Source organism: Bradyrhizobium sp. SZCCHNR1093 (genome assembly GCF_032381175.1).
GTDB lineage: Bacteria > Pseudomonadota > Alphaproteobacteria > Rhizobiales > Xanthobacteraceae > Bradyrhizobium.
The window spans coordinates 479,527-503,721 of record NZ_JAUHJJ010000001.1; the positions used below are offsets into that span (position 1 = coordinate 479,527).

At 65.8% G+C, this 24,195-nt stretch carries 24 protein-coding genes; 9 read left to right on the forward strand and 15 right to left on the reverse strand.

Translation table 11 applies throughout. From position 1 onward, the window contains the following. Window positions 1-49: 49 nt before the first annotated feature. Window positions 50-937, forward strand: coding sequence for a TauD/TfdA family dioxygenase (locus QX070_RS02345; protein WP_315734496.1), 888 nt, complete (start codon window positions 50-52; stop codon window positions 935-937). 206 nt (window positions 938-1,143) lie between these two features. On the opposite strand, the gene QX070_RS02350 is transcribed toward QX070_RS02345, so the two are convergent. Beyond that, entirely contained in the window at window positions 1,144-1,794 is a 651-nt protein-coding gene (locus QX070_RS02350; protein ID WP_315713870.1) for a YqgE/AlgH family protein, read from the reverse strand. 136 nt (window positions 1,795-1,930) lie between these two features. On the opposite strand from QX070_RS02350, the gene QX070_RS02355 reads away from it, so the two are divergent. The 3 genes from QX070_RS02355 to QX070_RS02365 all read left to right on the forward strand — a co-directional run bounded on the left by QX070_RS02355 (window position 1,931) and on the right by QX070_RS02365 (window position 5,094). Continuing rightward, window positions 1,931-2,770, forward strand: coding sequence for a protein-disulfide reductase DsbD domain-containing protein (locus QX070_RS02355; RefSeq protein ID WP_315734498.1), 840 nt, complete (start codon window positions 1,931-1,933; stop codon window positions 2,768-2,770). A gap of 112 nt (window positions 2,771-2,882) precedes the next feature. Continuing rightward, window positions 2,883-4,259 (forward strand): lipopolysaccharide biosynthesis protein, encoded by a 1,377-nt coding sequence (locus QX070_RS02360; protein WP_315734500.1) that lies wholly within the window; start codon window positions 2,883-2,885, stop codon window positions 4,257-4,259. 175 nt (window positions 4,260-4,434) lie between these two features. After that, entirely contained in the window at window positions 4,435-5,094 is a 660-nt protein-coding gene (locus QX070_RS02365; RefSeq protein ID WP_315734502.1) for a L,D-transpeptidase, read from the forward strand. 14 nt (window positions 5,095-5,108) lie between these two features. On the opposite strand, the gene QX070_RS02370 is transcribed toward QX070_RS02365, so the two are convergent. From QX070_RS02370 to cysG, 13 genes are all read right to left on the reverse strand, one after another. Beyond that, the gene (locus QX070_RS02370) at window positions 5,109-5,360 is read right to left on the reverse strand and encodes a SemiSWEET transporter (protein ID WP_315734504.1); all 252 of its coding nucleotides are present in this window, start codon (window positions 5,358-5,360) and stop codon (window positions 5,109-5,111) included. A 113-nt stretch (window positions 5,361-5,473) separates the two neighbouring features. Beyond that, window positions 5,474-6,265 carry a 3-hydroxybutyrate dehydrogenase gene (locus QX070_RS02375; RefSeq protein WP_315734506.1) on the reverse strand — a complete coding sequence of 264 codons (792 nt, stop codon included), beginning with the start codon at window positions 6,263-6,265 and terminating at the stop codon, window positions 5,474-5,476. 4 nt (window positions 6,266-6,269) lie between these two features. Next, on the reverse strand, window positions 6,270-7,445 hold the full coding sequence (locus QX070_RS02380) for a patatin-like phospholipase family protein (protein ID WP_315734508.1): 1,176 nt from the start codon (window positions 7,443-7,445) through the stop codon (window positions 6,270-6,272). A 141-nt stretch (window positions 7,446-7,586) separates the two neighbouring features. Continuing rightward, window positions 7,587-8,102: a CAP domain-containing protein gene (locus QX070_RS02385; RefSeq protein WP_315734510.1), complete on the reverse strand. Its 516-nt coding sequence runs from the start codon at window positions 8,100-8,102 to the stop codon at window positions 7,587-7,589. 448 nt (window positions 8,103-8,550) lie between these two features. Next, the gene (locus QX070_RS02390; RefSeq protein ID WP_315734512.1) at window positions 8,551-9,588 is read right to left on the reverse strand and encodes a sulfate ABC transporter ATP-binding protein; all 1,038 of its coding nucleotides are present in this window, start codon (window positions 9,586-9,588) and stop codon (window positions 8,551-8,553) included. Then, entirely contained in the window at window positions 9,578-10,486 is a 909-nt protein-coding gene (gene cysW, locus QX070_RS02395) for a sulfate ABC transporter permease subunit CysW (protein ID WP_315734514.1), read from the reverse strand. The genes QX070_RS02390 and cysW overlap by 11 nt, the downstream gene beginning before the upstream one ends. Window positions 10,487-10,494: 8 nt before the next feature. Continuing rightward, on the reverse strand, window positions 10,495-11,331 hold the full coding sequence (cysT, locus tag QX070_RS02400) for a sulfate ABC transporter permease subunit CysT (RefSeq protein WP_315734516.1): 837 nt from the start codon (window positions 11,329-11,331) through the stop codon (window positions 10,495-10,497). Window positions 11,332-11,539: 208 nt separating this feature from the next. After that, complete coding sequence (locus QX070_RS02405; protein ID WP_315734518.1) at window positions 11,540-12,529, reverse strand: sulfate ABC transporter substrate-binding protein; 990 nt, start codon at window positions 12,527-12,529, stop codon at window positions 11,540-11,542. 481 nt (window positions 12,530-13,010) lie between these two features. Continuing rightward, window positions 13,011-13,736 carry a phosphoadenylyl-sulfate reductase gene (locus tag QX070_RS02410; protein WP_315734520.1) on the reverse strand — a complete coding sequence of 242 codons (726 nt, stop codon included), beginning with the start codon at window positions 13,734-13,736 and terminating at the stop codon, window positions 13,011-13,013. Beyond that, the gene (locus QX070_RS02415) at window positions 13,733-14,251 is read right to left on the reverse strand and encodes a DUF934 domain-containing protein (protein ID WP_315734522.1); all 519 of its coding nucleotides are present in this window, start codon (window positions 14,249-14,251) and stop codon (window positions 13,733-13,735) included. Before QX070_RS02415 ends, QX070_RS02410 begins: the two co-directional genes overlap by 4 nt. After that, window positions 14,238-15,893 (reverse strand): nitrite/sulfite reductase, encoded by a 1,656-nt coding sequence (locus QX070_RS02420; RefSeq protein WP_315734525.1) that lies wholly within the window; start codon window positions 15,891-15,893, stop codon window positions 14,238-14,240. Before QX070_RS02420 ends, QX070_RS02415 begins: the two co-directional genes overlap by 14 nt. 10 nt (window positions 15,894-15,903) lie before the next feature. Beyond that, complete coding sequence (locus QX070_RS02425) at window positions 15,904-16,218, reverse strand: DUF2849 domain-containing protein (protein ID WP_315734528.1); 315 nt, start codon at window positions 16,216-16,218, stop codon at window positions 15,904-15,906. Further along, window positions 16,219-17,649 carry a siroheme synthase CysG gene (gene cysG / locus QX070_RS02430; RefSeq protein ID WP_315734530.1) on the reverse strand — a complete coding sequence of 477 codons (1,431 nt, stop codon included), beginning with the start codon at window positions 17,647-17,649 and terminating at the stop codon, window positions 16,219-16,221. It abuts the gene before it with no gap. Between the two features lie 234 nt (window positions 17,650-17,883). Between cysG and cysD the strand changes: the two genes are divergently transcribed. Together cysD and cysC are read left to right on the forward strand one after the other, a co-directional pair. Then, window positions 17,884-18,678 (forward strand): sulfate adenylyltransferase subunit CysD, encoded by a 795-nt coding sequence (gene cysD, locus QX070_RS02435; protein ID WP_315735681.1) that lies wholly within the window; start codon window positions 17,884-17,886, stop codon window positions 18,676-18,678. A gap of 14 nt (window positions 18,679-18,692) precedes the next feature. Further along, window positions 18,693-20,609: an adenylyl-sulfate kinase gene (cysC, locus tag QX070_RS02440; protein WP_315734532.1), complete on the forward strand. Its 1,917-nt coding sequence runs from the start codon at window positions 18,693-18,695 to the stop codon at window positions 20,607-20,609. Window positions 20,610-20,895: 286 nt separating this feature from the next. On the opposite strand, the gene QX070_RS02445 is transcribed toward cysC, so the two are convergent. Further along, a complete protein-coding gene (locus tag QX070_RS02445) occupies window positions 20,896-21,900 on the reverse strand; it encodes a cytochrome-c peroxidase (protein WP_315734534.1) in 1,005 nt (334 codons plus the stop codon). Window positions 21,901-22,350: 450 nt separating this feature from the next. Here QX070_RS02445 and QX070_RS02450 point away from each other — a divergent pair, with 450 nt between their 5' ends. The 3 genes from QX070_RS02450 (at window position 22,351) to QX070_RS02460 (ending at window position 24,185) form a co-directional block, all read left to right on the forward strand. Beyond that, window positions 22,351-23,076, forward strand: coding sequence for an MgtC/SapB family protein (locus tag QX070_RS02450; protein ID WP_315734536.1), 726 nt, complete (start codon window positions 22,351-22,353; stop codon window positions 23,074-23,076). Between the two features lie 238 nt (window positions 23,077-23,314). Next, window positions 23,315-23,776, forward strand: coding sequence for a hypothetical protein (locus QX070_RS02455; protein WP_315734538.1), 462 nt, complete (start codon window positions 23,315-23,317; stop codon window positions 23,774-23,776). Between the two features lie 73 nt (window positions 23,777-23,849). Continuing rightward, a complete protein-coding gene (locus tag QX070_RS02460) occupies window positions 23,850-24,185 on the forward strand; it encodes a DUF1493 family protein (protein ID WP_315734541.1) in 336 nt (111 codons plus the stop codon). Window positions 24,186-24,195 lie beyond the last annotated feature (10 nt).

Here is a 24,195-nt window from a genome sequence, read left to right on the forward strand (position 1 = left end):
AGTAGAAGCGGACAGGAGTCCGCCGTCATGAGGACGCGAGGAGGACACCATGGCGATCGCCATCCGGCAGCTGCATCCGCATTTCGTCGGCGAAGTGTCCGGTGTCGATCTGCGCAAGCCTCTCGCTCGGGACGAGGTCGCGCAATTGCAGGCCGCGATCGACCACTACGCCGTTCTCGTATTTCACGATCAGGACATCACCGACGAGCAGCAGCTCGCCTTTGCGCTCAGTTTCGGCGACCGCGAGCAGGCGCGCGGCGGCACCGTCACCAAGAAGGAGGATTACCGCCTCACCACCGGCCTCAACGACGTCTCCAATCTCGGCAAGGATGGCAAGCCGCTGCCACCGGACCATCGCACGCATCTGTTCAATCTCGGCAACTGCCTGTGGCACTCCGACAGCTCGTTCCGGCCGATCCCGGCGAAGTACTCGATCCTGTCGGCGCGAATCGTGAACCCGAAGGGCGGCAACACCGAATTCGCCGACATGCGCGCCGCCTATGACGCGCTCGACCGGGAGACCAAGGACGAGATCGAGGATCTCGTCTGCGAACATTCGCTGATGTATTCGCGCGGCTCGCTCGGCTTCCTCGACTACACCGGTGAGGAGAAGGAGATGTTCAAGCCGGTCAGGCAGCGGCTGGTCCGCACCCATCCGGCGCACGGCCGCAAGTCGCTGTATCTGTCGTCGCATGCCGGCGCCGTGCTCGGCATGAGCATGCCGGAAGGGCGGCTGCTGTTGCGCGACCTCACCGAGCATGCCACACAGCCCGAGTTCGTCTACGTCCACAAATGGACGCTGCACGATCTGATCATGTGGGACAACAGGCAGACCATGCACCGCGTGCGCCGCTACGATCAGTCGCAACCGCGCGACATGCGCCGCGCCACCGTGGCCGGCACCGAGCCGACGGTGGCGCAGCAGGCGGCGGAGTAGTTCTGCCTTCAGCAGAGATGCGCGGCCTCATCCCTCTCCATGTCGTCATTGCGAGGAGCGAAGCGCAGAGGCAATCCAGACTGCATCCGCGGTGGGCATTCTGGATTGCTACGCTGCGCTCGCAATGACGGTGTAGAGGCAGAGCGCCCCATCGAGAGTCTTCTCTGATCCCAGCGAGCGCGGGGACTCCTGCCGGACGATAAGGCCTATGCGTGCCCCGCGGCGTTGGACAGCATGCCCGGATCGATGCCGATCTTGCGCAGCGCGAGATCGTATTTGGCGTCGACATTGTCGCCGAAGATCAGCTCCGGATCGGCGTCGCAATGCAGCCAGCCATTGTCCTGGATCTCTTCCTCCAGCTGGCCCGCGCGCCAGCCGGCATAGCCGAGGGCGAGGATGGCGTGCTTCGGACCGTCGCCCTTGGCGATCGCCTTGAGAATGTCGATCGTCGTCGTCAGGCAGACGCCGTCGTTGATCTTCAAGGTCGCGTTGGCGATGAAGTAGTCGCTCGAATGCAGCACGAAGCCGCGTCCGGTATCGACCGGGCCGCCGCTCAGCACCTTCATGGTCTCGGCGCTGTCGGGCAGGCTGATCTGATCGCTCTTCTCGATGATATTCAGTTGCATCAACAGCTGAGGGAAGTCGATGCTGCCCGCCGGCCGGTTCACCATGATACCCATGGCGCCCTCAGCCGAGTGCGCGCAGAGATAGATCACCGAGCGCTCGAAACGGGAATCGCCCATCACGGGCATTGCAACCAGCAGCTGGCCGTCGAGGTAACCACCGTGAGAGGTGTGATCCCCGATCCCTGTCACTTTGCGGCGAATGTCGCCCAGCCTTTTTGCCTCAGGATTCATCCGCAAGGACTCTCATGATCATTGATATCCTGATATTGGGATGCGCATCTGTCAATCAAGGTTCAGGTCCTCGCGAGGAAATCTGCTCACAAGCATTTCAATGGTTTGCGCCCGAACCGCACTCTAAAGACGTCTCATGTCCGCCTTGGTTCCTCACCACTCTGCCACACTGCTCGTCGCGACCGTCGTATCATCCTGCCTTGCGTTCGGTGCGCAGGCGCAGGATTCCTCGCCCTGGCAGCGCGACAGCCACTCCGCGGTGCGCCTGCTCGCGGGCTCGCGCAGCGGTCCGGTCATGCTGGGCGGCATCGCCCTTGCGCTGCAGCCGGGATGGAAGACCTATTGGCGAACGCCCGGCGATTCAGGCGTGCCGCCGCGGTTCGACTTTTCCAAGTCGGAGAACGTCGAAGCGGTGACGGTTCTGTGGCCCGCGCCGACAAAGTTCGACGACGGCGCCGGCGGACACTCGCTCGGCTATCATGATCAGGTCGTGCTGCCGCTGCGCATCGTCGCCAAGAACGCCGACAAGCCGATGACCCTGCGCGCCGACATCAGCTACGCGGTCTGCGAGAAGATCTGCATTCCCGTCGAAGCGAAGGCCGAGCTCGCCTTCACCAGCGTCGCCAGCACCGAGGATACGGCGCTCTCGGCGGCCCTCGACACGGTGCCGAAGCCGGCCACCGTCGGCGATGCCAATCCCTTGACGATCCGCGACGTCAAGCGCGACGGCCAGAAGGACGTCATCGTCGACGTGGCCGTCGCCGATCCGCGCGGTGTCCAGCTCTATGTCGAGGGGCCGACGCCGGACTGGGCGCTGCCGATCCCGACCGTGCGCGACAGCGGCATGCCGGGCATCAAGCGCTTCGCCTTCGAGCTCGACGGCGTTCCGCCCGGCGTGAAGCCGGACGGCGCGGCCCTGAAATTCACGCTGGTCGGCCCCGACAGGGCCTACGAGTTCAACTTCAATCTGCCCTGACGGCGGCTGCGCCGGGCGAGCGACGCGGGGCCGGTCCAACTCAATCTTAACGTTGCGTTGATAGGGAAGCAGCATCGCCGCCATCCGCGCGGCCGTGGAGACGGACCCCGCCGTGGCCGTGATGGATGCCCGCAACGCCCCCGCATCGACCGGCCTCGCAGGCCGGCTGAAGGCGCGCTTGGCTGCGCTCGGCGGCAGCGGCGAGGCGTCGCTGACGCGCCGCCTGGCCGGCACCATCTTCCTGATCCGCGTGCTCAGCGCGGGCCTCGCCTATCTCAGCCAGATCCTGCTCGCGCGCTGGATGGGCGGCTCGGACTACGGCACCTACGTCTATGTCTGGACCTGGGTGCTGCTGCTCGGCAGCATGCTGGATGTCGGCATCGCCTCCTCGGCGCAGAAGATCATTCCGGACTACCGCACCGCGGGCCAGCAGGCGCTGCTGCGCGGCTTCCTCTCCGGCGGACGCTGGCTGACGCTGGCGACGTCCACTGCAGCGGCGCTGCTGCTTGCAGGCCTGATCGCGCTGCTGTCGCCTTGGATCGACGCCAGCGAGCGCGTGCCGCTCTATCTCGGCTGCCTGACCCTGCCCGCCTTCGTCGTTGCCAACACCCAGGACGGCATCGCCCGCTCGCACGACTGGATGACGCTCGGGCTGATGCCGCAATTCATCATCCGCCAGACGCTGATCATCGGCTTCACGGCGGGCGCCTTCGTGCTCGGCCTCGATCTCGGCGCGACCGCGGCGATGGCCGCGAGCGCGGCCGCGGTGTGGCTCGCGATGCTCGGCCAGATGCTGGTGCTGAACAACAGGCTCGGCCGCCACATCGAGCCGGGCCCCAGACAATATGATCTCCGCGGCTGGCTCGCGATCTCGCTGCCGATCCTCCTGGTCGAGAGCTTCTACCTGCTGCTGTCCTACACCGACGTGCTGGTGCTGCAGCAATTCCGCTCCTCGGAGGAGGTCGGGATCTATTTCGCCGTGGTGAAGACGCTCGCGCTGGTGTCGTTCATCCACTACGCGATGTCGGCGACGACGGCGCATCGCTTCGCCGAGTACCACGCGCTCGGCGACAAGGCGCGGCTGTCGGCCTATGTCGCGCATGCGATCAAGTGGACATTCTGGCCGTCGCTCGCGGCGACCCTGGTGCTGCTCGCGCTCGGCAAGCCGCTGCTGTTTCTGTTCGGCGCGCAGTTCACCGCCGGCTACGACATCATGTTCATCGCCGCGATCGGCCTCGTCGTGCGGTCGGCGATCGGTCCGGTGGAGCGACTGTTGAACATGCTGGGCCAGCAGCGCGCCTGCGCCATGGCCTATGCGGCGGCCTTCGTCATGAACCTCGTGCTCTGCATCCTGCTGGTTCCGCAGTTCGGCGGCTACGGCGCCGCGGCCGCGACCTCGCTGTCGCTGGCCTTCGAGACCGTGCTGCTGTTCCGCATCGTCAAGCAGCGGCTCGGGCTGCACGTCCTCGCCTTCGGCAAGGCATCTTGAGGGAACCATGTTGACGCATCTGTTGCGTCATCTTGGCCTCGCCTTGGCGGAACTGCGAGCGCAATGCCGCCCCATCTCGTCCCGCGCGGCGATCACGCAAGTGTTGGGTGCAACGCCTTGATATTGGCGCGATCCTCCGGGCAGGTGACTTGATCGCGCGCTGGGGGAGAATGAGATGTCGAGACTGGGGGTCGCACTCTCGCTGGCCGGAACCCTGATGCTGGCCGGCTGCATGGAAGCGACGCTGTCGCCATCGACCGATGCGGCGTTGACGCCGCGCGACCGCCAGTTGCTTGCGCACGCCCCCTATGCCGAGGCGCAGATCCCGCAACAGTTCCAGCGCCACATCGTCGAATACACCCGGCAGGAACAGCCGGGCACGATCGTCGTCGATACCGACGCGCGGTTCCTGTACTACGTGCTGCCCGACCGCAAGGCGGTCCGCTACGGCGTCGCCGTCGGCGAGGAGGCGATGGCCTTCTCCGGCGTCGCCACGGTCGGCAAGCTCGCGGAATGGCCGGACTGGGTTCCGACCGCCGACATCCAGGCGCGCCTCGGGCCGTATCCGAAGCGCGTCGCCGGCGGCCCGGCCAATCCGCTCGGCGCCCGCGCGATCTATCTCTACGAGGGCAACAAGGACACCCTGTACCGCATCCACGGCACCAACCAGCCCGAATATATCGGCCAGGCGATCTCATCCGGCTGCATCCGCATGACCAACACCGACGTCGCCGACCTCTACAACCACGTCCAGCTCGGATCGACCGTGGTCGTGCTGCCGCCGGGACAGAGCGTCGCGTCCACCACCGCGAGCGTGTTCGCGCGCCGCAGCTGATCGGCTGAAGTCCCTTAGCCGTAGCGCAGTTTCAGGCCGAGGATCGCCCCCACCAGGCCCAGCGTGATGGCGTTGGCGACGACCAGCGGCAAGTCGCTGATCAGCGCGCCGTAGAGCAGCCACATCGAGTTGCCGGTGGTCTGCAGCACGAACATGCCCATCGAGATGTCATGGGTCGAGCGCGACCGCCAGGCCTTGATGACCTGGGGCAGGAACGAGCTCGTGGTGCAGATGGCGGCGCCGAGGCCGATGATCGTGGTCAGCAAGGTCAGGGGTCCGTGCGCTGGTCGTGGAAACGCACGCTTGTAGAATGGACCGCGCCGAAGCGAAACCCGCCTCGGCGCGAAACTGGTGCCTCGTTCAGCGCTCTCTGCGATCGTTACGCCGCAGTCCAACCGCCGTCGATCGAGAGGTTGGTGCCGGTGATCTGCGCCGCATCGTCGCCGCACAGGAACAGCGCCAGCGCCGCGACCTGCTCGGAGGTCACGAACTCCTTGGTCGGCTGCGCCGCCAGCAGCACATCGTTGATGACCTGCTCCTTGGTGAGGTTGCGCGCCTTCATGGTGTCCGGAATCTGCTTCTCCACCAGCGGCGTCCAGACATAGCCCGGCGAGATGCAGTTGCAGGTGATCTTGAAGGTCGCGAGCTCGAGCGCCACGGTCTTGGTGAGGCCGGCGATGCCGTGCTTGGCCGAGACATAGGCCGACTTGAACGGAGATGCGACCAGCGAGTGTGCCGAGGCGGTGTTGATGATGCGGCCCCAGCCGCGCTTCTTCATGCCGGGCACGGCGGCACGGATGCCGTAGAACGCGGACGACAGATTGATCGCGATGATCTGCTCCCACTTCTCCGGCGGAAAATCCTCGACCGGCGAGACGAACTGGATGCCGGCATTGTTGACGAGGATGTCGACCGAGCCGAACGTGGTCTCGCCGAGCGCGATCATGCCGGCGATCTCGGCCGGCTTGCTCATGTCGGCCGGCGAGTGCACGGCCTTGATCTTGTAGTCGCTCTCGATCGCCGCGCGCTCCTTCTCGATGTCGGCGGGGGCGCCGAATCCGTTGAGGACGATGTTGGCGCCGGCCGACGCGAAGGCGCGGGCATAAGCGAGCCCGATGCCGCTGGTGGAGCCGGTCACGACCGCGGTCTTGCCTTTGAGGTTCGTCGTCATTGCTTCACTCCTTCTTGGCGGCAGCGAGACTGCCGTCCTGCGTGAGATCGTAGGTGACCATGGTCTCGCCGGACTGCGGCCGCTCCAGCCAGTCCTTATGATGCATCGACTGGTGGACGTCGCGAACGCCCGCCTCCCAATGCTCGACCATCGCAACATGGGAGAAGTCGTAGTCCTTCGACGAGCTCTCGTAGCTCTTGCTGCGGTAGATCAGGTGCACCACCGTGACGGTGTTCTCCTGTGCTGCCTTGCACAGGATCTCGAGCGACGGATCGTTGCGCAGCTCGTCCGGCAGCCTGGCATAGAGCTCGCGCAGCGCTTTGCGCGTGTTGTGGATCATGCGGTTCTTGTCCGTGTTCATCCGCGTCCGGCTGGAATAGCGGATGTCCTTCTCGCGCTCGGCGGCCTCCAGCAGCGTCCTCGGCAGATCGCCGCGTGCGGAGAACAGATCGACCTGGAAGATCAGGAGATCACGATCGGTCTCGGTGTCGAGCACGTAGTCCAGCGGCGTATTGGAGGCGATGCCGCCGTCCCAATAATGCTCGCCGTCGATCTCGACCGGCGGGAAGCCCGGCGGCAGCGCGCCAGACGCCATGATGTGCTCGGGTCCGATCCGCTTGCCCTGCTTCTTGAATTCGACATTGTCGAAATAGGTGAAATTGCCGGTGGTGACGCCGACGGCGCCGACGGAGAGGCGTGTCTTCAGATCGTTGATGCGGTCGAAATCGACCAGCCGCTCCAGGGTCCGCTTGAGCGGCGCGGTGTCGTAATAGCTGACCGATTGCGGCGTGCCGGACGGCCACAGCGGCGCCGGCGGAAAGCGCGGCGTGAAGAAGCCGGGCACGCCGAAGGCAGCGATCAGCCCGGCGCTGACCTCATTGAAGGCCGAGCGGTGATGATCGCCATTGAGCAGCGGCTTCCACGGCACCGGCGACGACACCATCTCCCAGAATTCCTTGAGACGGCCGATGCGTTTGTCCCGGTCGTTGCCGGCGATGATCGCGGCGTTGATGGCGCCGATCGAGATACCGGCGACCCATTCCGGCTCGAAATCGAAATGACACAGCGCCTGATAGGCGCCGGCCTGATAGGAGCCGAGCGCGCCGCCGCCCTGCAGGACGAGGACACGTTGCGATTCGCTGGGGGTTGCAGGCAGCGGGGGAAATGGATGTTGCGTCATTACTGCGGTCATTAGCAAAGCAAGGCGCCAACGTGGCGTCACTTCGCGGTGACGTCAATCCACCCCAAGGGCTAGGTCGGTCCTGACTCGCGCGCGAGCGCCGCGCACGCGGCCTGCGCAAGGCAGCGGCAGCCCTGCCTGTCAGGAGGGCTTCTTGCCGTCCGGCGCGGCCAGGATCATGGTCCAGAACACTTTGTACTTGGTATTCGGAGCATAGCTCGCTGCGATGCCTATTTTTGTGACACCATTCTTCAGCATGTTGGCGCGATGCGGCGGCGAGTCGCGCCAGCCGGAAAACGCTTCCGCCAGCGTGTGATAGCCGGCCGACACGTTCTCGACCGCGACGACAGCGTCATAGCCGGCACCGGTCAGGCGCTTCGCCAGCGGGGCGCGCACGTCATGATCGAGCTTGTTCTTGTCTGCCATGGCCTGCGACTGCGATTCCGCGAGCCGCATCAGCTCGGGATCGACCTCGACCATGCCGAGCCCGTTATTCTGGCGGTATTGCGAGATCATCGTCGCGGCAGCGACAGCATCGAGCTTCGCGCCCGCGACCGCCATGTCGGCATACATGGTCGGCGCCTGCACCACCGGCGTCTCGGCCGCGCAGCCGGCGAGCAGGAATGCAACGGAGAGAGCGAGTGCCAGATGCTTCAATGAACCAGTCCCTATGCCGACGAGAGAGGCGGGTTGTTGCACATCAACCGTGGCTGAAAGGTGAATCGGAGGTAAGTTCCATCGCGACAATTGCGGCCATTCCTGCCGGCAACGGTTCGTCAACCATAACGTCCGCCCGGTCAAGCGCTGTGGGGCGCGGACCCTCCGAGTGATCAAGCCAAGGACGGCGCCACAACTTTAGTGTCGCACCGGGACCCAGACGCCGTGGCGGTCGTGGCGAGACGCGATGCCGGTCGAGCGGGCTCAACAACGGGCGTCACGGCGTATGGGTCCCGGATCGGCGCCCGCCAACGCTACGCGTTGTCGGGCTTGTCCGGGACGACACTGTTTTTTTGGTTGAGGTCTACGGCTCAGAGCTGCAAGTGCTCGGAGCTCGCGGCATACATCGCCGGATCGAGCTGGCCGCGACCCACGCGGCCACGTGCCCTCACCCCGCAAAGATCCGATAATGCCGCGGCTTCAGTCCGACCCGCTCGCCGATCCTGAGCTCGCGGTCACGCGGGGCGTCGATCTCGATCGTCGCGACGCCCTCCGCCAGCGCGATTTCGGCGCGCTGCACCGGGCCGAAGCTGCGGACATGAGTGATGTCGCCGTCCAGCGTTCCGCTGCCGGCCGGACCGATCACCATGTCGTGGCGGCGCACGAACAAGGTGGAGGCCCCGGCCGCCGCGCCCTCGGCCGCGAGATCGAGCGGGCGTCCCTTGAGATGCACCGCGCCGCCGGTGATCTCGACCGGCAGCATGATCGACTCGCCGATGAAGCCGTGGACGAACGCCGTCGCCGGCGCGTCGTAGACGTCGCTCGGCGAGCCGACCTGCTCGATCCGGCCCTTGTCCATCACCACCACGCGATGCGCCACCTCGAGCGCCTCCTCCTGGTCGTGGGTGACGAAGATCGAGGTGACGTTGATGGAGTGATGCAAGGTGCGCAGCCATTGCCGCAGCTCCTTGCGCACCTTGGCGTCGAGCGCGCCGAACGGCTCGTCGAGCAAGAGGATGCGCGGCTCGATGGCGAGCGCACGCGCCAGCGCGATGCGCTGGCGCTGGCCGCCGGAGAGCTGGCTCGGATAGCGATCGGCGAGCCAGTCGAGCTGGACGAGATCCAGCAGCTCCTTCACGCGCGCGCGGATCTCCGCCTCGCTCTTGCGGACGCGGCGCGGCTGCACGCGCAGGCCGAAGGCGACGTTCTCGAACACGTTCATGTGCCGGAACAGCGCGTAGTGCTGAAACACGAAGCCGACATGGCGCTCGCGCGCGCCGCGATCGAGCGCGCTCTCGCCGTCGAACAGGATCTCGCCGGCATCAGGCCAATCCAGCCCGGCGATGATCCGCAGCAAGGTCGTCTTGCCCGACCCGGACGGGCCCAGCAGCGCCAGCAATTCGCCGTCGGCGACCTTGAGATCGACGCCGTCGAGCGCCTTGAACGTGCCGAATGTCTTGACGACACCCCTGACTTCAATGGTCATGCTGACCTCCCTCATCGAGTTGCCGTTCGAGGACGGTTTTGACGACCAGCGTGATCAGCGCGAGCATCGCCAATAGCGAGGCGATCGCGAACGAGGCGACCATCTGGTATTCGTTGTAGAGGATCTCGACCAGCAGTGGCATCGTATTGGTCTCGCCGCGGATATGGCCGGACACCACCGAGACGGCGCCGAACTCGCCCATCGCGCGCGCGTTGCAGAGCAGCACGCCATACAGCACACCCCATTTGATGTTCGGCAAGGTGACGCGGAAGAACGTCTGCAGGCCGGACGCGCCGAGCGAAATCGCCGCCTCCTCCTCCTGCGTGCCCTGCTCCTGCATCAGCGGGATCAGCGCGCGCGCGACGAACGGAAAGGTCACGAACACGGTGGCCAGCGCTATGCCGGGAAAGGCGAACAGGATCTGCAGGCCATGGCTCTGCATCCACGGACCGAAGAACCCCTGCGCGCCGAACAGCAGCACGAACACGAGGCCCGATATCACCGGGCTCACCGAGAACGGCAGATCGATCAGGGTGATCAGGAACGTCTTGCCCGGAAAGTCGAACTTGGCGATCGACCAGGCGGCGCACAGGCCGAACACGAGATTGGTGCCGACCGAGACCAGCGCCACCAGCAGCGTCAGGCGGATCGCGTCCCACGCCTCGGCGTCGGCAAGCGCGGTAAAATAGGCAGCGACGCCCTTGCCGAACGCTTCCACGAACACGACGATCAGCGGCAGCACCACGAACACCGACAGGAACGCCAATGCCAGCGTCGTGATGACGATGCGGACCAGGCGCGGCTCGGTGCGCGGATCGGGGCGGCCGGCCTGCGCCAGGCGCGGGCTGGTCGCGGACGATGCCACGGACGGCGCCTGCAGGGTCATCTCCACGCTCATGTCGGGTCCTAGTTCAAGGGCGCCCGGCTCTGCGCCCAGCGCTGCAACCGGTTCACGGCAAAGATGATCAGGAACGCCACGACCAGCATGACCACCGCGATCGCGGTGGCATCGGCGTAGCGGAATTCGGACAGCCGGATCACGATCAGCAGCGGCGCGATCTCGGAGACGTTCGGCAGATTGCCGGCAATGAAGATCACCGATCCGTACTCGCCGACCGCGCGCGCAAAGGCGAGTGCGAAGCCTGTGAGCAGCGCCGGCGTCAGGCTCGGCAGGATCACGCGGGTCACGATCTGCCAGCGCCCGGCGCCGAGGCTCGCCGCCGCCTCCTCGATCTCCGGATCGAGATCGATCAGCACCGGCTGCACCGTGCGGACGACGAAGGGGATGCCGATGAAGATCATCGCGACGAAGATGCCGAGCGGCGTGAACGCCACCTTGATCCCCATCGCGGCGAGCGGCGCGCCGAGCCAGCCCTTCTGGGTGAACAGCGCAGTCAGTGCCACGCCGGCCACTGCCGTCGGCAGCGCGAACGGAACGTCGACGATCGCGTCGAACAGTCGGCGTCCCGGAAAGCGGTAGCGCACCAGCGCCCACACGACGATGGTGCCCATCACGAGATTCACGCAGGCTGCGGCGAAGGCGAGGCCGAACGAGATCTTGAGTGCGCTCAACGTGCGCCGGCTGGTGACGATGTCCCAGAACTGGTCGAGGCTGAGATCGGTCGAGCGGACGAACAGCCCCGCAAGCGGAATCAGGACGATCAGAGACAGCCAGGTCAGCGTCAGTCCCATGGTGAGACCAAAGCCCGGCAAGGTGCTGCGACGTGGTGCAAGTACGTTCAAAAAAAGGCCTGGTCCGTTGATGATCGGTGTCGATGGGCTTGAATCGATTGTGGTGTCCGCCCGCCGCCCCCAGCCTCGTCTCGGCAAATCGAGACCGGGGACAGCGTCTCATGCGCAATGTCGCAGATCGCCGCAACGCCAGCTTGTTGCCTTACTGTCTCGAAGCCGTATCAGACCGGCTGCCACCAACTCGTTCCTTCCGATTCGATCAATTCTTGTAGATTTGATCGAAGATACCGCCTTCCGCAAAATGCTCCTTCTGGGCCTTGGTCCAGCCGCCGAACACCTCGTCGATGGTGAACAGCTCGACCTTGGCGAAGGCCGCCTCGTACTTCTTGGCGACCTCAGGATCCCGCGGACGGTAGGAGTTGCGTGCGGCAATTTCCTGACCTTCCTTTGTATACCAGTATTTCAGGTAGGATTCAGCCACACTCCGCGTGCCCTTCCTATCGGCCACCGAATCGACCACCGCAACTGGTGGTTCGGCCAGGATCGACAGCTGCGGGGCGACGATCTCGAACTTGTCCTTGCCAAACTCGCGCAGCGCCAGATAGGCCTCGTTCTCCCAGGCGAGCAGGACATCGCCGACACCGCGCTCCACGAAGGTCACGGTGGCGCCGCGGGCGCCGGTGTCGAGCACAGGGACGTGCTGGTAGAGGTCGCCGACGAACTGCTTGGCCTTGTCGACCGAGCCGAACTTCTTCAGCGCATAGCCCCAGGCGGCGAGATAGTTCCAGCGCGCGCCGCCGGACGTCTTCGGATTGGGCGTGATCACCTCGACGCCCTTCTTGAGCAGATCGTCCCAATCCTTGATGCCCTTGGGATTGCCCTTCCGGACCAGGAAGACAATGGTCGACGTATAGGGCGAGGCATTCTGCGGCAGCCGCTTCTGCCACTCCTTGTCGAGCAGACCCTTGCCCGCGATCGCGTCGATGTCATAGGCGAGCGCCAGCGTCACGACATCGGCCTGCAGGCCGTCGATCACGCTGCGGGCCTGCGCACCGGAGCCGCCATGGGACTGCTTGACCTCGACGCTCTTGCCGGTCTCCTTCTGGTAGGCGGCTGAAAACGCCTTGTTGAACTCGACATAGAGTTCGCGGGTCGGGTCGTAGGACACGTTGAGCAGGTTTACGTCGGCAGCAACGGCCGACCCCGCCCATGCCAGGCCCGCGACAACAGCCAGAACACGCCGCATCATCCAAGCTCTCCATTCCCTTGACCAAAGCCCGCAATGCTGCAGGCGCGCACTGCAGATCGCCGGATGTGCGGTTCAGAGTCAACGAAACCGGATTCTCTTGTTTCCGGCCGGACATGGGCATTGTGCTACGAAGCGGGGCGCAATGGGATGGCTGTTCTTCGCCGCGACACATTGTCGTCGTGAGGGCGCGAAGCACAGCGAATGGGCGTGATCCAACTCGCATGACACCCGATCGCGCTTGACTTTGTTCATCGCTTGTTCTCACCACGGAATGCACACCCTGAGTGGGAGCGTGTGGCGGTGTTGAAGACGCACGGCTGGAGTGCCGTCGGCGGAGGTGGTCCGGGCCTCATCCTTCGAGACACCCGCCTCGGGGCGGGCTCCTCAGGATGAGGGGTGAAGCAGTCCGCGAGGCCAAGGACGTCGTTCGATATCCGCGCTGTCCCTCTTCACGAACACGATGTTCATGGCCGCATGCAGCCTACACCGACGACGTCGCCACCGTGTGGATGCCGCACTCTGTCTTGCCGCGGCCGCGCCAGCGGCCGGCGCGCTCGTCCTCGGCTGAATCCGAGCGGCTGGTGCAGGGCATGCAGCCGATCGAGCGGAAGCCGGAGGCGACCAGCGGATGCTGCGGCAGGTTGGCCGAGCGGTAGATTTCGGCGATGTCCTCTCGCGTCACGTTCGCAAACGGATTGAACTTCACGCGCGCGCCGTCCTGCTCGACGACCGGGATGGCCGCACGTAGTCCGCCCTGGAAACGCTTGCGGCCATTGATCCAGGCCGCGAACGGCGCCAGCGCGCGTGCCAGCGGCTCGACTTTGCGGATGCGGCAGCAGGCATCGGGATCAGAGAACCACAACTCGTTGTCGGCATCCTCGCGCGCCAGCGCGGCGTCGTCGGGCTTGATCGAGCGTACGTCCCGCAGGCCGAGAATCTCGATGAGCTGGTCGCGATAGGCCAGCGTCTCCGCGAACATGTGCCCGGTGTCGAGGAAGATCACCGGGATCGCCGGATCAACGTCGGCCGTCACCTTCAGCAGCGCCGCCGACTCCGTTCCGAACGACGACACCACCGCCAGCCGCTCGCGACCGATCGCCTCGAGAGCAGCGGCAATGACCTCACGCGGCGCGGCCGTGCGCAGCGCGGCGTCGAGCGCCGCGACCGGGATCTCCGCAACCGAAGGCGATGCAGCCAGCGTGCTCACAGCCCGGCACTCTCCGAATGGCGCAGTTGCAGGCGCTGATGCAGCGCCGAGATACGACCGTCGCCGGTCGGCTGGTAGAACACCGAATAGCGTTTCACGGTCTCGGTGAAGGCCTCGGCATCCGCCTGCTTCTTGACCTCGAAGGCATCGAAGCCGGCGCGCAGCATGAACACGAACTGGTCACGCAGCACCTGCCCGGTCGCGCGCAACTCGCCGCGATAGCCGTAGCGCTCACGCAAGAGACGCGCCTGGGTATAGGCGCGGCCGTCGCGGAAGCTCGGAAACACCAGCGCGACCAGCGCGAGCCGGTCGAGATACGGCACGAGATCGTCGACATCGCGATTGTTCGGCCAGATCACGCCGAGCTTGCCACCGCTGCGGCTGACCAGCGCGTCAGGGCCGGCGAGGAAGCGCGTCTCCGAGACCAGGACGGCCCCCTGCGCCGGCAGCTCGGCATCGTCGGTGAGGCGGACGAACGCGTCCGCGATGATGTGTCCGCCCTTAACGAGTGGCATAAACCCGCTCCCTGAATGGTTCGACCCCGAGCCGCTTCACCGTATCGACGAACAGCTCCTCAGGGCTCGCGCGCAGCGCAAGATAGGCCTCGACGATGTCCTCGACGACGTCGGCGACCTCGGCATAGGGCACCGCGGGTCCGATCAGGGTGCCGAGCACGGCGCCCTCATCGGCGCGGCCGCCGATCGTGATCTGATAGAATTCCTCGTTGTTCTTCTCGACGCCGAGGATGCCGATGTGGCCGACATGGTGGTGGCCGCAGGCATTGATGCAGCCGGAGATGTTGATGTGCAGCCGGCCGATCAGGTTGGCCGTGTCGTGATTGGCGAAGCGGCGCGTGATCTCCTGCGCGATCGGGATCGAGCGCGCGTTCGCCAGCGAGCAGTAGTCCAGCCCCGGGCACGCAATGATGTCGGAAACGAGATTGACGTTGGGGATGGCGAGGCCGATCGCCTCGAGCGCCTTCCACACCGCGGGTAGATCACGCTTGCGCACATGCGGCAGCGCCAGATTCTGCTCATGCCCGACACGGATTTCGCCGAACGAATATTTGTCGGCGATCTCGGCAAGCGCATCCATCTGGTCGGCGGTCGCATCGCCCGGCGGCTTGCCAACCGGCTTCAGCGACACGACCACGATCGCATAGCCCTGCGCCTTGTGCGGGAAGACCGCGTTCTTGCGCCAAGCCTCGAACTTCTGATCGTGCGCGGCCTGCTTCAGCTCCTCCGGCATGTGCGGCAGCGTCTCGTAGGCCGGATAGAAGAAGCGCGAGCGGATATCCTCGATGATCCCCTGATCGAGCTTGAGCACGCCGTCGCGGATCTGCTGCCACTCCTCCTCGACCTCGGACGCGAACTTCTCGATGCCGAGCTCGTGCACCAGGATCTTGATGCGCGCCTTGTAGATGTTGTCGCGGCGGCCGTACTGGTTGTAGACGCGCAGGATGGCCTCGACATAGCTCAGGATGTCGTGGCCGTGGACGAAAGGCTTGATGGTCTTGGCGATGAAGGGCGAGCGGCCGAGACCGCCGCCGACCAGCACCTCGAAGCCGGTCTCGCCCTGCGCGTTCTTGAGCAGACGCAGGCCGATGTCGTGGATCTTGATCGCGGCGCGGTCATGCTCGGACGCCGTGATCGCGATCTTGAACTTGCGCGGCAGGAACGAGAACTCCGGATGCAGGGTCGTGAACTGGCGCAAGAGCTCGGCCCAGATGCGCGGATCCTCGATCTCGCCCGGCGCCACGCCGGCCCACTGGTCGGAGGTGACGTTGCGCATGTTGTTGCCGGAGGTCTGCATCGACTGGATGCCCACTTCCGCAAGGTCGGCCATCGCGTCGGGCAGCTCGGCGAGCTTGATCCAGTTGAACTGGATGTTCTGCCGCGTCGTGAAGTGGCCGTAGCCGCGGTCATAGCGGCGCGCGACATGGGCCAGCCGGCGCAACTGGTTCGACGACAGCGTGCCGTAGGGAATGGCGATGCGGTACATGTAGGCGTGGAGCTGCAGATAGACGCCGTTCTGCAGCCGCAGCATCTTGAACTCGTCCTCGGAGAGCTCGCCCGACAGGCGCCGCTTCACCTGGTCGCGGAATTCGGCGACGCGCTCGTTGACCAGGGTCCGATCGATTTCGTCATAAGCGTACATGAGAGAGCCTTCAGGCTTGAGCCGGGAGCGCGATGGTGGCGCCCGTCAGCCGGATGTGTTCGCGCATATTGCCGGGCTTGACCGCACCGTCGGTGCCAACCTCGACCGGCGCGATATAGGGACCGATCGCGCCGAGATCGTCGGCCACCGCTTCCGACAACAGCGTACGTGCCTCGTCGGCGGTGCGCACGATCGCAGCATCGCTCAGCTCATCCGACCAGCTCTTGGTGCCGGTGCGGTAGATCACCGCGCCGTCCCAGGTCCGGTTCGCGGTGATGATCGAGGGACCGGTGATCTTGATCTTCTGTTGCAGCGGAGAGGTCATTCAGACGGGTTCCAGGAGTTTTGCGATCACGCCACTGAGGTTCTGCTGACGCCACGGCGCCGAATGCGCCACGACATCACCGATGATGAGAATGGCCGGACCGCCATCGATCTTGGCCACGAGGTCAGGCAGTTGATCCAAGGTGCCGACCACGGCCTGCGCGTCGGGGCGCGTGACCTTGGCGAACACACCGACCGGCGTCTGCGGCGAGCGGCCGGCGGCGAGGAGCCCGGTGCGCACGGCAGGCGCGGCCGTCATGCCCATGTAGACCACGACCGTCATCTTGGTGTCCGTCAGCGCCGACCAGTCCACCGCCTCGGCGTCGCGCTCCTTGTGCGCGGTGAGGAAGGTGATGCGCAGCGCCTTGCTGCGGAAGGTCAGCGGCACCTCGAACTGCGCGGCGGCGCCGAGGCCGGCGGTGATACCGGGCACGATCGTGTAGGACACGCCGGCGTTGCGCAGCGCGTCGACCTCCTCGCCGCCGCGGCCGAACACGTAGGCATCGCCACCCTTGAGACGCACCGCGCGCTTGCCCTCGCGCGCCGCCTCGATCAAGAGCTTGTTGACGGCGTCCTGGCCGATGCCGGGCTTGCCGACGCGGCGGCCGACCGGCACGCGCGCGGCATCGCGGCGAATGCGATCGAGAATCTCGGGCGTGACCAGCTCGTCATAGAACACGACGTCGGCATCCTGCAGCGCGCGCAGCGCCTTGATCGTCAGCAGGTCCGGATCACCGGGGCCCGCACCGACCAGGGTCACATGGCCTTCGCTGCGGCCCGCATGATCCGCGCCCGCGAACGCGGTCGGATCGGCGATGCCATGCAGCGCCGCCGCGGCCTCGTGCTTGCGCCCCGCCAGTACCAGCGCGCCGATCGGGCCGTCGACGATGCGCTCCCAGAAGCGGCGGCGCAGCGGCATCTCGGTGATCAGCGGATTGATGGTCCTGCGGAAGTCGCCGATGAAGCTCGCGAGCTCGCCGATCCGCGCCGGCAGCAGCGCCTCGATGCGCTCGCGCACGCGGCGTGCCACCACGGGCGAGGAGCCGCCGGTGCCGATCGCCACCACGACGTCGCCGCGATCGACGATCGCCGGAAAGATGAAGCTGGAATGCGCGAGGTCGTCCATCACGTTGACGGGCAGACCAACGCTGCGTGCCCGCGCCGACATCGCAACGCCGATGTCGCCGGCGCCCGCGCACAGCACGGCGATGACGCCAGTGAGATCGGCGCTCAGCGGGTCGCCTTCGGCGCGCTCGATCTGGCCGTGCTCATCGCGCAAACCCGCGAGATCGAAGTCGCCGTCGGTCGCGAACCAGCGGATCTGCGCGCCGGCCGACAGCAACACGCGCAGCTTGGCGCGCACGAGCTCGCCCGCGCCGATCAGCAGCACGGGGCCGGTCTTCAGATCGAGAAACACCGGCAGATATTGCATCGCGCTCTTCGGTTTCGACTCTTCGGGGTTGACTGGAATTATTTTCTATATAAGTGTCACGCCGCACACGTAAAGAGAAAATTATTCCTTGGCTTCGCCATAGAATTTTCTCCCAAGCAGGCGATGGCTGATAGCATGCACATTCTCACCAACGACGTTTCCAGAGATCGGTTGCCCTCTTCCGAGATCGAGCAAGCATCTTCCATGCCGCGCGTCCTCAGCGCCGCACCGACCATGGATCATCTCGATCAGCTCGAGGCGCAGAGCATTTACATTCTCCGCGAGGCCTTTGCACGGCTGAAGAAGCTGGCGCTGCTCTGGTCGCTCGGAAAAGATTCCAACGTCATGATCTGGCTGGCGCGCAAGGCGTTCTTCGGCCGCGTGCCGTTTCCGGCCATGCATGTCGACACGGCCAAGAAGTTTCCGGAGATGTACGCCTTCCGCGACACCTACGCGAAGGAATGGGGCCTCGATCTCAAGGTCGAGCCGTGCCCGCCGATCGACGCGGTGGATCCGACCCTGCCCCCCGCGGCGCGCTCGGCTGCGCGGAAAACCGAAGGCCTGAAGATGGCGCTCGCCAAGCACGGCTTCGACGGCCTGATCGCCGGCATCCGCCGCGACGAGGAAGCGACGCGCGCCAAGGAGCGCGTGTTCTCGCCGCGCGGCGCCGAAGGCCATTGGGACGTGCGCGATCAGCCACCTGAGTTCTGGGATCACTTCAACGCCTCGCCGCCGCAGGGCGCTCACTTGCGCATCCATCCGATCCTGCATTGGACCGAGGCCGACATCTGGGCCTACACGGCGCGGGAGAACATCCCGATCATTCCGCTGTATCTGTCCAGGAACGGCAAGCGCTATCGCTCGCTCGGCGATCAGGACATCACGTTCCCCGTGGCATCCAACGCCTCCAACATCCCCGAGATTCTCGCCGAGCTCGAAAGCACCAAGGTGCCGGAGCGCGCCGGCCGCGCGCTCGACCACGAGACCGAGGACGCCTTCGAGCGCCTGCGCGTCGCCGGCTATCTGTGAGCGGGGACGAGGCCATGAACATGCGAGTCCCGTCAGCCGCCCCCGCCACGCCGAACGGCACCACCCGTCCGCAGGTCCGCATCGTGATCGTGGGCCACGTCGACCACGGCAAGTCGACGCTGGTCGGCCGCCTGCTGCATGAGACCGGCAGCCTGCCCGAGGGCAAGCTCGAAATGCTGCAGGCGGTCTCCGCCCGCCGCGGCATGCCGTTCGAATGGTCGTTCCTGCTCGATGCGCTGCAGACCGAGCGCGACCAGGGCATCACCATCGACACCACGCAGATCCGCTTCCGCACCAATGCGCGCGAGGTCGTGCTGATCGACGCGCCCGGCCATGCCGAATTCCTGCGCAACATGATCACCGGCGCCTCGCAGGCCGACGGCGCAGTGCTGATCATCGACGCGCTCGAAGGCGTGCGCGACCAGACCCGGCGCCACGGCTATCTGCTGCATCTGCTCGGCGTGAAGCAGGTGGCGGTCGTCGTCAACAAGATGGACCGCGTCGATTTCAGCGAGGAGCGCTTCGACACGATCAAGGCCGAGATCTCCGCGCATCTCGAGGGCCTCGGCGTCGAGCCGGTCGCGATCATTCCGATCTCGGCGCGCGACGGCGACGGCGTCGCCCAGCTGACCTCGCGGATCGGCTGGTATGGCGGCCCGACCGTGGTCGAGGCCCTCGACGGCCTGGAGCCGGCACGGCCGCTGTCGAGCCTGCCGCTGCGCCTGCCGGTGCAGGCGATCTACAAATTCGACGACCGTCGCATCGTCGCCGGCCGCGTCGAGGCTGGCGAGCTCAAGACCGGCGACGAGATCGTGATCATGCCGGCCGGCAAGATCGCCAAGATCAAGACCGTCGAGGGCTGGCCGCAGACGCCGGTGACGGCGCCGCAGGGCGCCGGCCGCTCGGTCGGCATCACGCTCGACCGCGAGCTGTTCATCGAGCGCGGCGACGTCATCGCCCATGTCGGCCGCGAGCCGCAGGCGGCTCGACGCCTGCACGCGCGCATCTTCTGGCTGCACGACCAGCCGCTCGCCAAGGGGGACAGCATCCTGGTGCGGCTCGGCACCCGCGAGGCGCGCGGCAGCGTGGTCGCGATCGAGAAGGCGGTCGATCCGGGCTCGCTCTCCAACGAGCAGAATGCCGCGATCGCGCGCAACCATGTCGGCGAGATCGAGATCGCGCTGACCCAGCCGGTCGCCATCGATCCCTACGCCGAGAACGCGCGCACCGGCCGCCTCGTCATCGAGGTCCAGGGCCGCATTGCAGGCGGCGGTCTGGTGCTCACGGTCGACGCCGGCAAGCGCGCCGCGCCGGTCGACATCATGCCGGTGGAATCGGCGCTGCAGCCGCAGGAGCGCGCCGACCGCTACCGCCACAAGGGCGCGGTGGTGTGGATGACCGGCCTGCCCGGCGCCGGCAAGTCGACGCTCGCCCGCGCCCTGGAGCGGCGGCTGTTCGGCCGCGGCGGCGCGCCCGTGCTGCTCGACGGCGACACCGTCCGCGCCGGCCTCAACAAGGATCTCGGCTTCACGCCGGAGGACCGCGCCGAGAACATCCGTCGCCTCGCCGAGGTCGCGACCCATCTCGCTCGCAACGGCCACATCGCGATCGTGGCCGCCGTGTCGCCCGCGCGCGAGGACCGCGCGGCCGCCCGTCGCGTCGCCGGCGACCTGTTCCGTGAGGTCTATGTCGCGACGGCCGCCGAGATCTGCGAGAGCCGCGATCCCAAAGGCCACTACGCCAAGGCCCGTGCCGGCAATCTGCAGAACTTCACCGGCATCGGCACCGACTACGAGCCGCCGCTCGATGCGGAGCTGGTGATCGACACCGCGACGCGCGGGATTGCGGACGCCACCGACGAGCTCGAGGCGCTGCTGTCGCGGACAGGTGTGCTGTTCGACGATATCGCGGATCTCGGCGCCAACATCTGATTGCGTCGTCACTGCATGATCATGGACCGCGCACGCGCGGTCCATGACAGGGTTGGCAGATAATCAAGCCTCTCACGTTTGCCTGTCAGGCTCGTGATACGCACTGTCATTCCGGGGCAAGGCCGCAGGCCTTGAACCCGGAATCTCGACATTGTCTTGCGTCCATTCTTGACAAGCTCGAGATTCCGGGTTCGATCGTCAATGCGAAACCGCTTCGCGCCTCCGCATTGCCAATCGCCCGGAATGACGGTGAAGACACGACCGCCAGCTTCTTGTCCGTGCCACGCTACAGCGCGCCGACATAGGCGGTGAGATCGTCGAGCTCGGCGTCGGTCGGCAGTCGCGAATCCATCTTCTTGGCATAGACCTCCCACATCAGCTTGACGGCGTCGCGCAGCGAGGCGGTGCGGCCGTCGTGGAAATACGGCGCCGTCGACGCCACCGCGTGCAGGGTCGGCACCTTGAACTTGCCGCCGGTGCCGATGTCGTCGCGGCTCTTCTTGTCGAAGCTCGGCAGCACGTGGCAGGTGCCGCAGCCGCCATCGCCGACATAGAGCTCATAGCCGCGCTTCACGGCCGCGCTGGCATCCTCCCTCGGCGTGCCGTCGTCCTTGACCTGCCAGTTCGCCGGATAGTTCAGCGTCCGCACATAGGCGACCAGCGCCGCCAGCTTCTCCTTCGACGGCTCCGGCCCCTTCATGCGGTTGACGATGATGCCGCGAATGCTGTCCTCCAGCGTCGCCGCCTGCCCGGCCCAGCCGAACACCGAGCGCTCGCCGACGCCCCACAGGGTCGGCGTATTCCTGCCGTTGGGGTCGCCGTCGGCGACGACGTCGAGCCCGACATAGGTCTTGTTGTTGGTATGCCCGGTCGAGAAGTGGCAGGTGGCGCAGGACGCCTTGCCACCGTCCGACAGGCTCACGTCGTTGAACAGCGCCAGCCCCTTAGCGGCGGGGTCCGCCTCGGAGAGGGGTGCAGGTGGAGTCGCGGCGGCGCCGACCGTGGTGGGCGGCGCCACGGGCGGCTCCGTCGCTGCAGCGGCGGGCGGGGCCTTCGGCCTCCTTGCTGTGGTTGCAGCGTGCCTGACCCTGGGCTTGTGGGCGGGCTCGGCCGCGTGGACGGATCTCGGCTTCAACGCGGCCACCAGCATCTGCAGCAGGGTCGGCTTGTACGGAGCCGCGTTTCTCTCAGCCGCGTGCAGGTACGGTGCTGTCGACTTGTCGGCTGCGAGGGCGGGCAAGGCGAGCAGGCCGAGGCACAGGATGATCGACCGCAGCCCAGTGAACGACATGATGCGCCTCCCCCCTAGATGCAAGTAGTTATCGATAGCTTTTGCGTCCGAAGTGGGACTGTGCGGGGGCAATGAATCGGCGCGCGCGGGATTGAGCGACAGCATCGTGCCGGCCTGACCATGTCTCATGGTGAGCAGGTCGCGCTATCTTGCGCGAGAGGGACATCGACCCCGGCTTGATCGACATCGTCGACCGCACACACCTCACCCGAGGTGCCGCCCGCAGCCTGGCTCAAATTCGGCCTCGTGACGTCACGCGCGACATCGGCGAGCAGAGCGACAGCCGCAGCCAAGCGTGGTCACCTTCTCCCCGAAGAACTACGGGGGAGTGCGCCGATTCGCTCTTGGACGCCAAGCCTACCCATGGGGCCGCCGTACGATCTGCAAGCAGAAATTAGCACTTGATCCGCACAGTTCACGGCACGCGCAGCAACGCGGTCGAGGCGCAGGATGGAGCATCTGGCGGCCTATTGGTCGAGGGCAGAACTGGAGACGAACGGGATTCTGCTGCTGCACCTGATGGGTGCAGCGGCCGTCGGCCTGCTGCTGGGCTACGAGCGCACCTATCACGGACGCGCGGCCGGCATGCGGACCTACGCGCTGGTTTGCGTCGCATCGACCTTGCTGACGGCGATCAACGGCTTTCCCGGCAGCTGGTATGGCGGCATGGCGGTGTCGCCGACCGTCTCCGATCCGACGCGCGTGATCCAGGGCCTGATGACCGGCATCGGCTTCCTCGGCGCCGGCGTCATCATCAAGGACGGCTTCACCATCCGCGGCGTGTCGACGGCCGCCTCGATCTGGATGACGTCGGCGATCGGCATCATCATCGGCATCGGCTTCTACGGCACTGCGCTTTGCGCCACGGCTTTGTCCCTGGCCGCGATGACCCTGCTCGGCAAGGTCGAACAATGGCTGCCGCATCAGACCACGCTGTCGCTGTCGGTCGTCTATCGCCATGGCCTGCAACCGAGCGAGGCCGAACTGCGCGAATGCATGCGGGCCTATGGCTTCGACGTGCTGGACTGGTGCTACGAATACAGCGAGGCGAAGCGGCAATTCCATTTCGAGCTCGTGCTGCAGGCCGCCGGCCGGTTCGAGACCGCCCAGATGGCCCGCGACCTGTCCACGGCCGAGGACGTGGTCGAATTCCGCCTGGCGCCGTCAAGGGCATGAGGGGAGCAGGACGGAAGCATACGGCCGTCGATCGCAACTGGGCCGATCGGACAAGCCAGCGATGTGCCGCCCTCGGATTGGTTGAAGCTCCGGCTCGTCACCTTCGGCGCGTTGTAGCCACAGCAACGGCGATTCACACCGCCCGCCGGTTGGACATGCGACATCCCGGAAATATCCGCGCATCGCAACGCATGCTATCTTGCGAGTGCTTGCCCTATCTCGCATATGGAGTCGCTCGATGTGGAAGGCGCTTTGGCGGACATGGACGATCGACAGACCCGCCCTCCTGGGTGACTGGTTGTGGGACGTCTTTGTCGTCCAGCTCGCGGCCTTCCTGGACCGGCTGACGCTGCGGCGGATCATCGCCTTCCTGCCGGTCATCATCCTCGTTGTGGCGTATTATCACAGCATTCCGATCCCGCCCGAATTGATGCTGGTCGGCGATATCCTGGCCTATATCGATGTCTTCTCCGTCCTGCTCCTGGTCGGCATCCTCAGCCGCCTCACGACGATCCTGTTTCTCATCAAGCAGGCGACCGCGTCGATCGGACGCCTGGCGAACAGCCTGGCGACAGCGGCGCGCCGCTTGGATGGCCGGCATCGGCGCGAGCGCGGCACAAGCGTCCGGAGGCCCGTGACCAAGGGATCCAACAAGGAAAGCGACGGTCCGGCCATCGTGATTGGGATGGCGTGGGCATAGATCCATTGTTGCGTAGGAGGGCAAAAGCGACTTTGGCAGTCGGCGCGTGGCAGCATGCAGAGTCAGGCACGAGATGATGCAACAGACAACAGACCTGCTCCGTCAATCCGTCCTGCAGTTCGTCGCGGCGCAGACGGCGACGCGCAGGCCGCTCTTCGACGAGACCGACGTCGCCCGCGACCTCGGCGTGGACGGCGAGGATGCGCGCGAATTCCTGCTTGCATTTCAACGGCAGTTCGAAGTCGACCTGCCCGACTTCGCGTTCGACCGTCATTTTGGACCGGAGGGCTTCACGTTGACCGGGTTTGTCCTACGGCTTCTCAGCTTGCGCCACCTACGGCAGCCCTTGACGATCGGAATGCCGGTCGAGGCGGCACGGCTCAGGCGGTGGCCTCACAACGGCGCGTAGCCGGGATGAA

Excerpts from the sequence above, each read along its gene's own strand:
- QX070_RS02450 (WP_315734536.1), top strand. The coding sequence starts at position 22,351 with ATGGAGCATCTGGCGGCCTATTGGTCGAGGGCAGAACTGGAGACGAAC.
- QX070_RS02405 (WP_315734518.1), bottom strand. The coding sequence starts at position 12,529 with ATGATGCGGCGTGTTCTGGCTGTTGTCGCGGGCCTGGCATGGGCGGGG.
- cysD (WP_315735681.1), top strand. The coding sequence starts at position 17,884 with ATGGATCATCTCGATCAGCTCGAGGCGCAGAGCATTTACATTCTCCGC.
- cysG (WP_315734530.1), bottom strand. The coding sequence starts at position 17,649 with ATGCAATATCTGCCGGTGTTTCTCGATCTGAAGACCGGCCCCGTGCTG.
- QX070_RS02390 (WP_315734512.1), bottom strand. The coding sequence starts at position 9,588 with ATGACCATTGAAGTCAGGGGTGTCGTCAAGACATTCGGCACGTTCAAG.
- QX070_RS02380 (WP_315734508.1), bottom strand. The coding sequence starts at position 7,445 with ATGACGCAACATCCATTTCCCCCGCTGCCTGCAACCCCCAGCGAATCG.
- QX070_RS02365 (WP_315734502.1), top strand. The coding sequence starts at position 4,435 with ATGTCGAGACTGGGGGTCGCACTCTCGCTGGCCGGAACCCTGATGCTG.
- QX070_RS02460 (WP_315734541.1), top strand. The coding sequence starts at position 23,850 with ATGATGCAACAGACAACAGACCTGCTCCGTCAATCCGTCCTGCAGTTC.
- cysW (WP_315734514.1), bottom strand. The coding sequence starts at position 10,486 with ATGAGCGTGGAGATGACCCTGCAGGCGCCGTCCGTGGCATCGTCCGCG.
- cysC (WP_315734532.1), top strand. The coding sequence starts at position 18,693 with ATGAACATGCGAGTCCCGTCAGCCGCCCCCGCCACGCCGAACGGCACC.
- QX070_RS02345 (WP_315734496.1), top strand. The coding sequence starts at position 50 with ATGGCGATCGCCATCCGGCAGCTGCATCCGCATTTCGTCGGCGAAGTG.
- QX070_RS02445 (WP_315734534.1), bottom strand. The coding sequence starts at position 21,900 with ATGTCGTTCACTGGGCTGCGGTCGATCATCCTGTGCCTCGGCCTGCTC.
- QX070_RS02375 (WP_315734506.1), bottom strand. The coding sequence starts at position 6,265 with ATGACGACGAACCTCAAAGGCAAGACCGCGGTCGTGACCGGCTCCACC.
- QX070_RS02420 (WP_315734525.1), bottom strand. The coding sequence starts at position 15,893 with ATGTACGCTTATGACGAAATCGATCGGACCCTGGTCAACGAGCGCGTC.
- QX070_RS02415 (WP_315734522.1), bottom strand. The coding sequence starts at position 14,251 with ATGCCACTCGTTAAGGGCGGACACATCATCGCGGACGCGTTCGTCCGC.
- QX070_RS02350 (WP_315713870.1), bottom strand. The coding sequence starts at position 1,794 with ATGAATCCTGAGGCAAAAAGGCTGGGCGACATTCGCCGCAAAGTGACA.
- QX070_RS02355 (WP_315734498.1), top strand. The coding sequence starts at position 1,931 with ATGTCCGCCTTGGTTCCTCACCACTCTGCCACACTGCTCGTCGCGACC.
- QX070_RS02455 (WP_315734538.1), top strand. The coding sequence starts at position 23,315 with ATGTGGAAGGCGCTTTGGCGGACATGGACGATCGACAGACCCGCCCTC.
- QX070_RS02425 (WP_315734528.1), bottom strand. The coding sequence starts at position 16,218 with ATGACCTCTCCGCTGCAACAGAAGATCAAGATCACCGGTCCCTCGATC.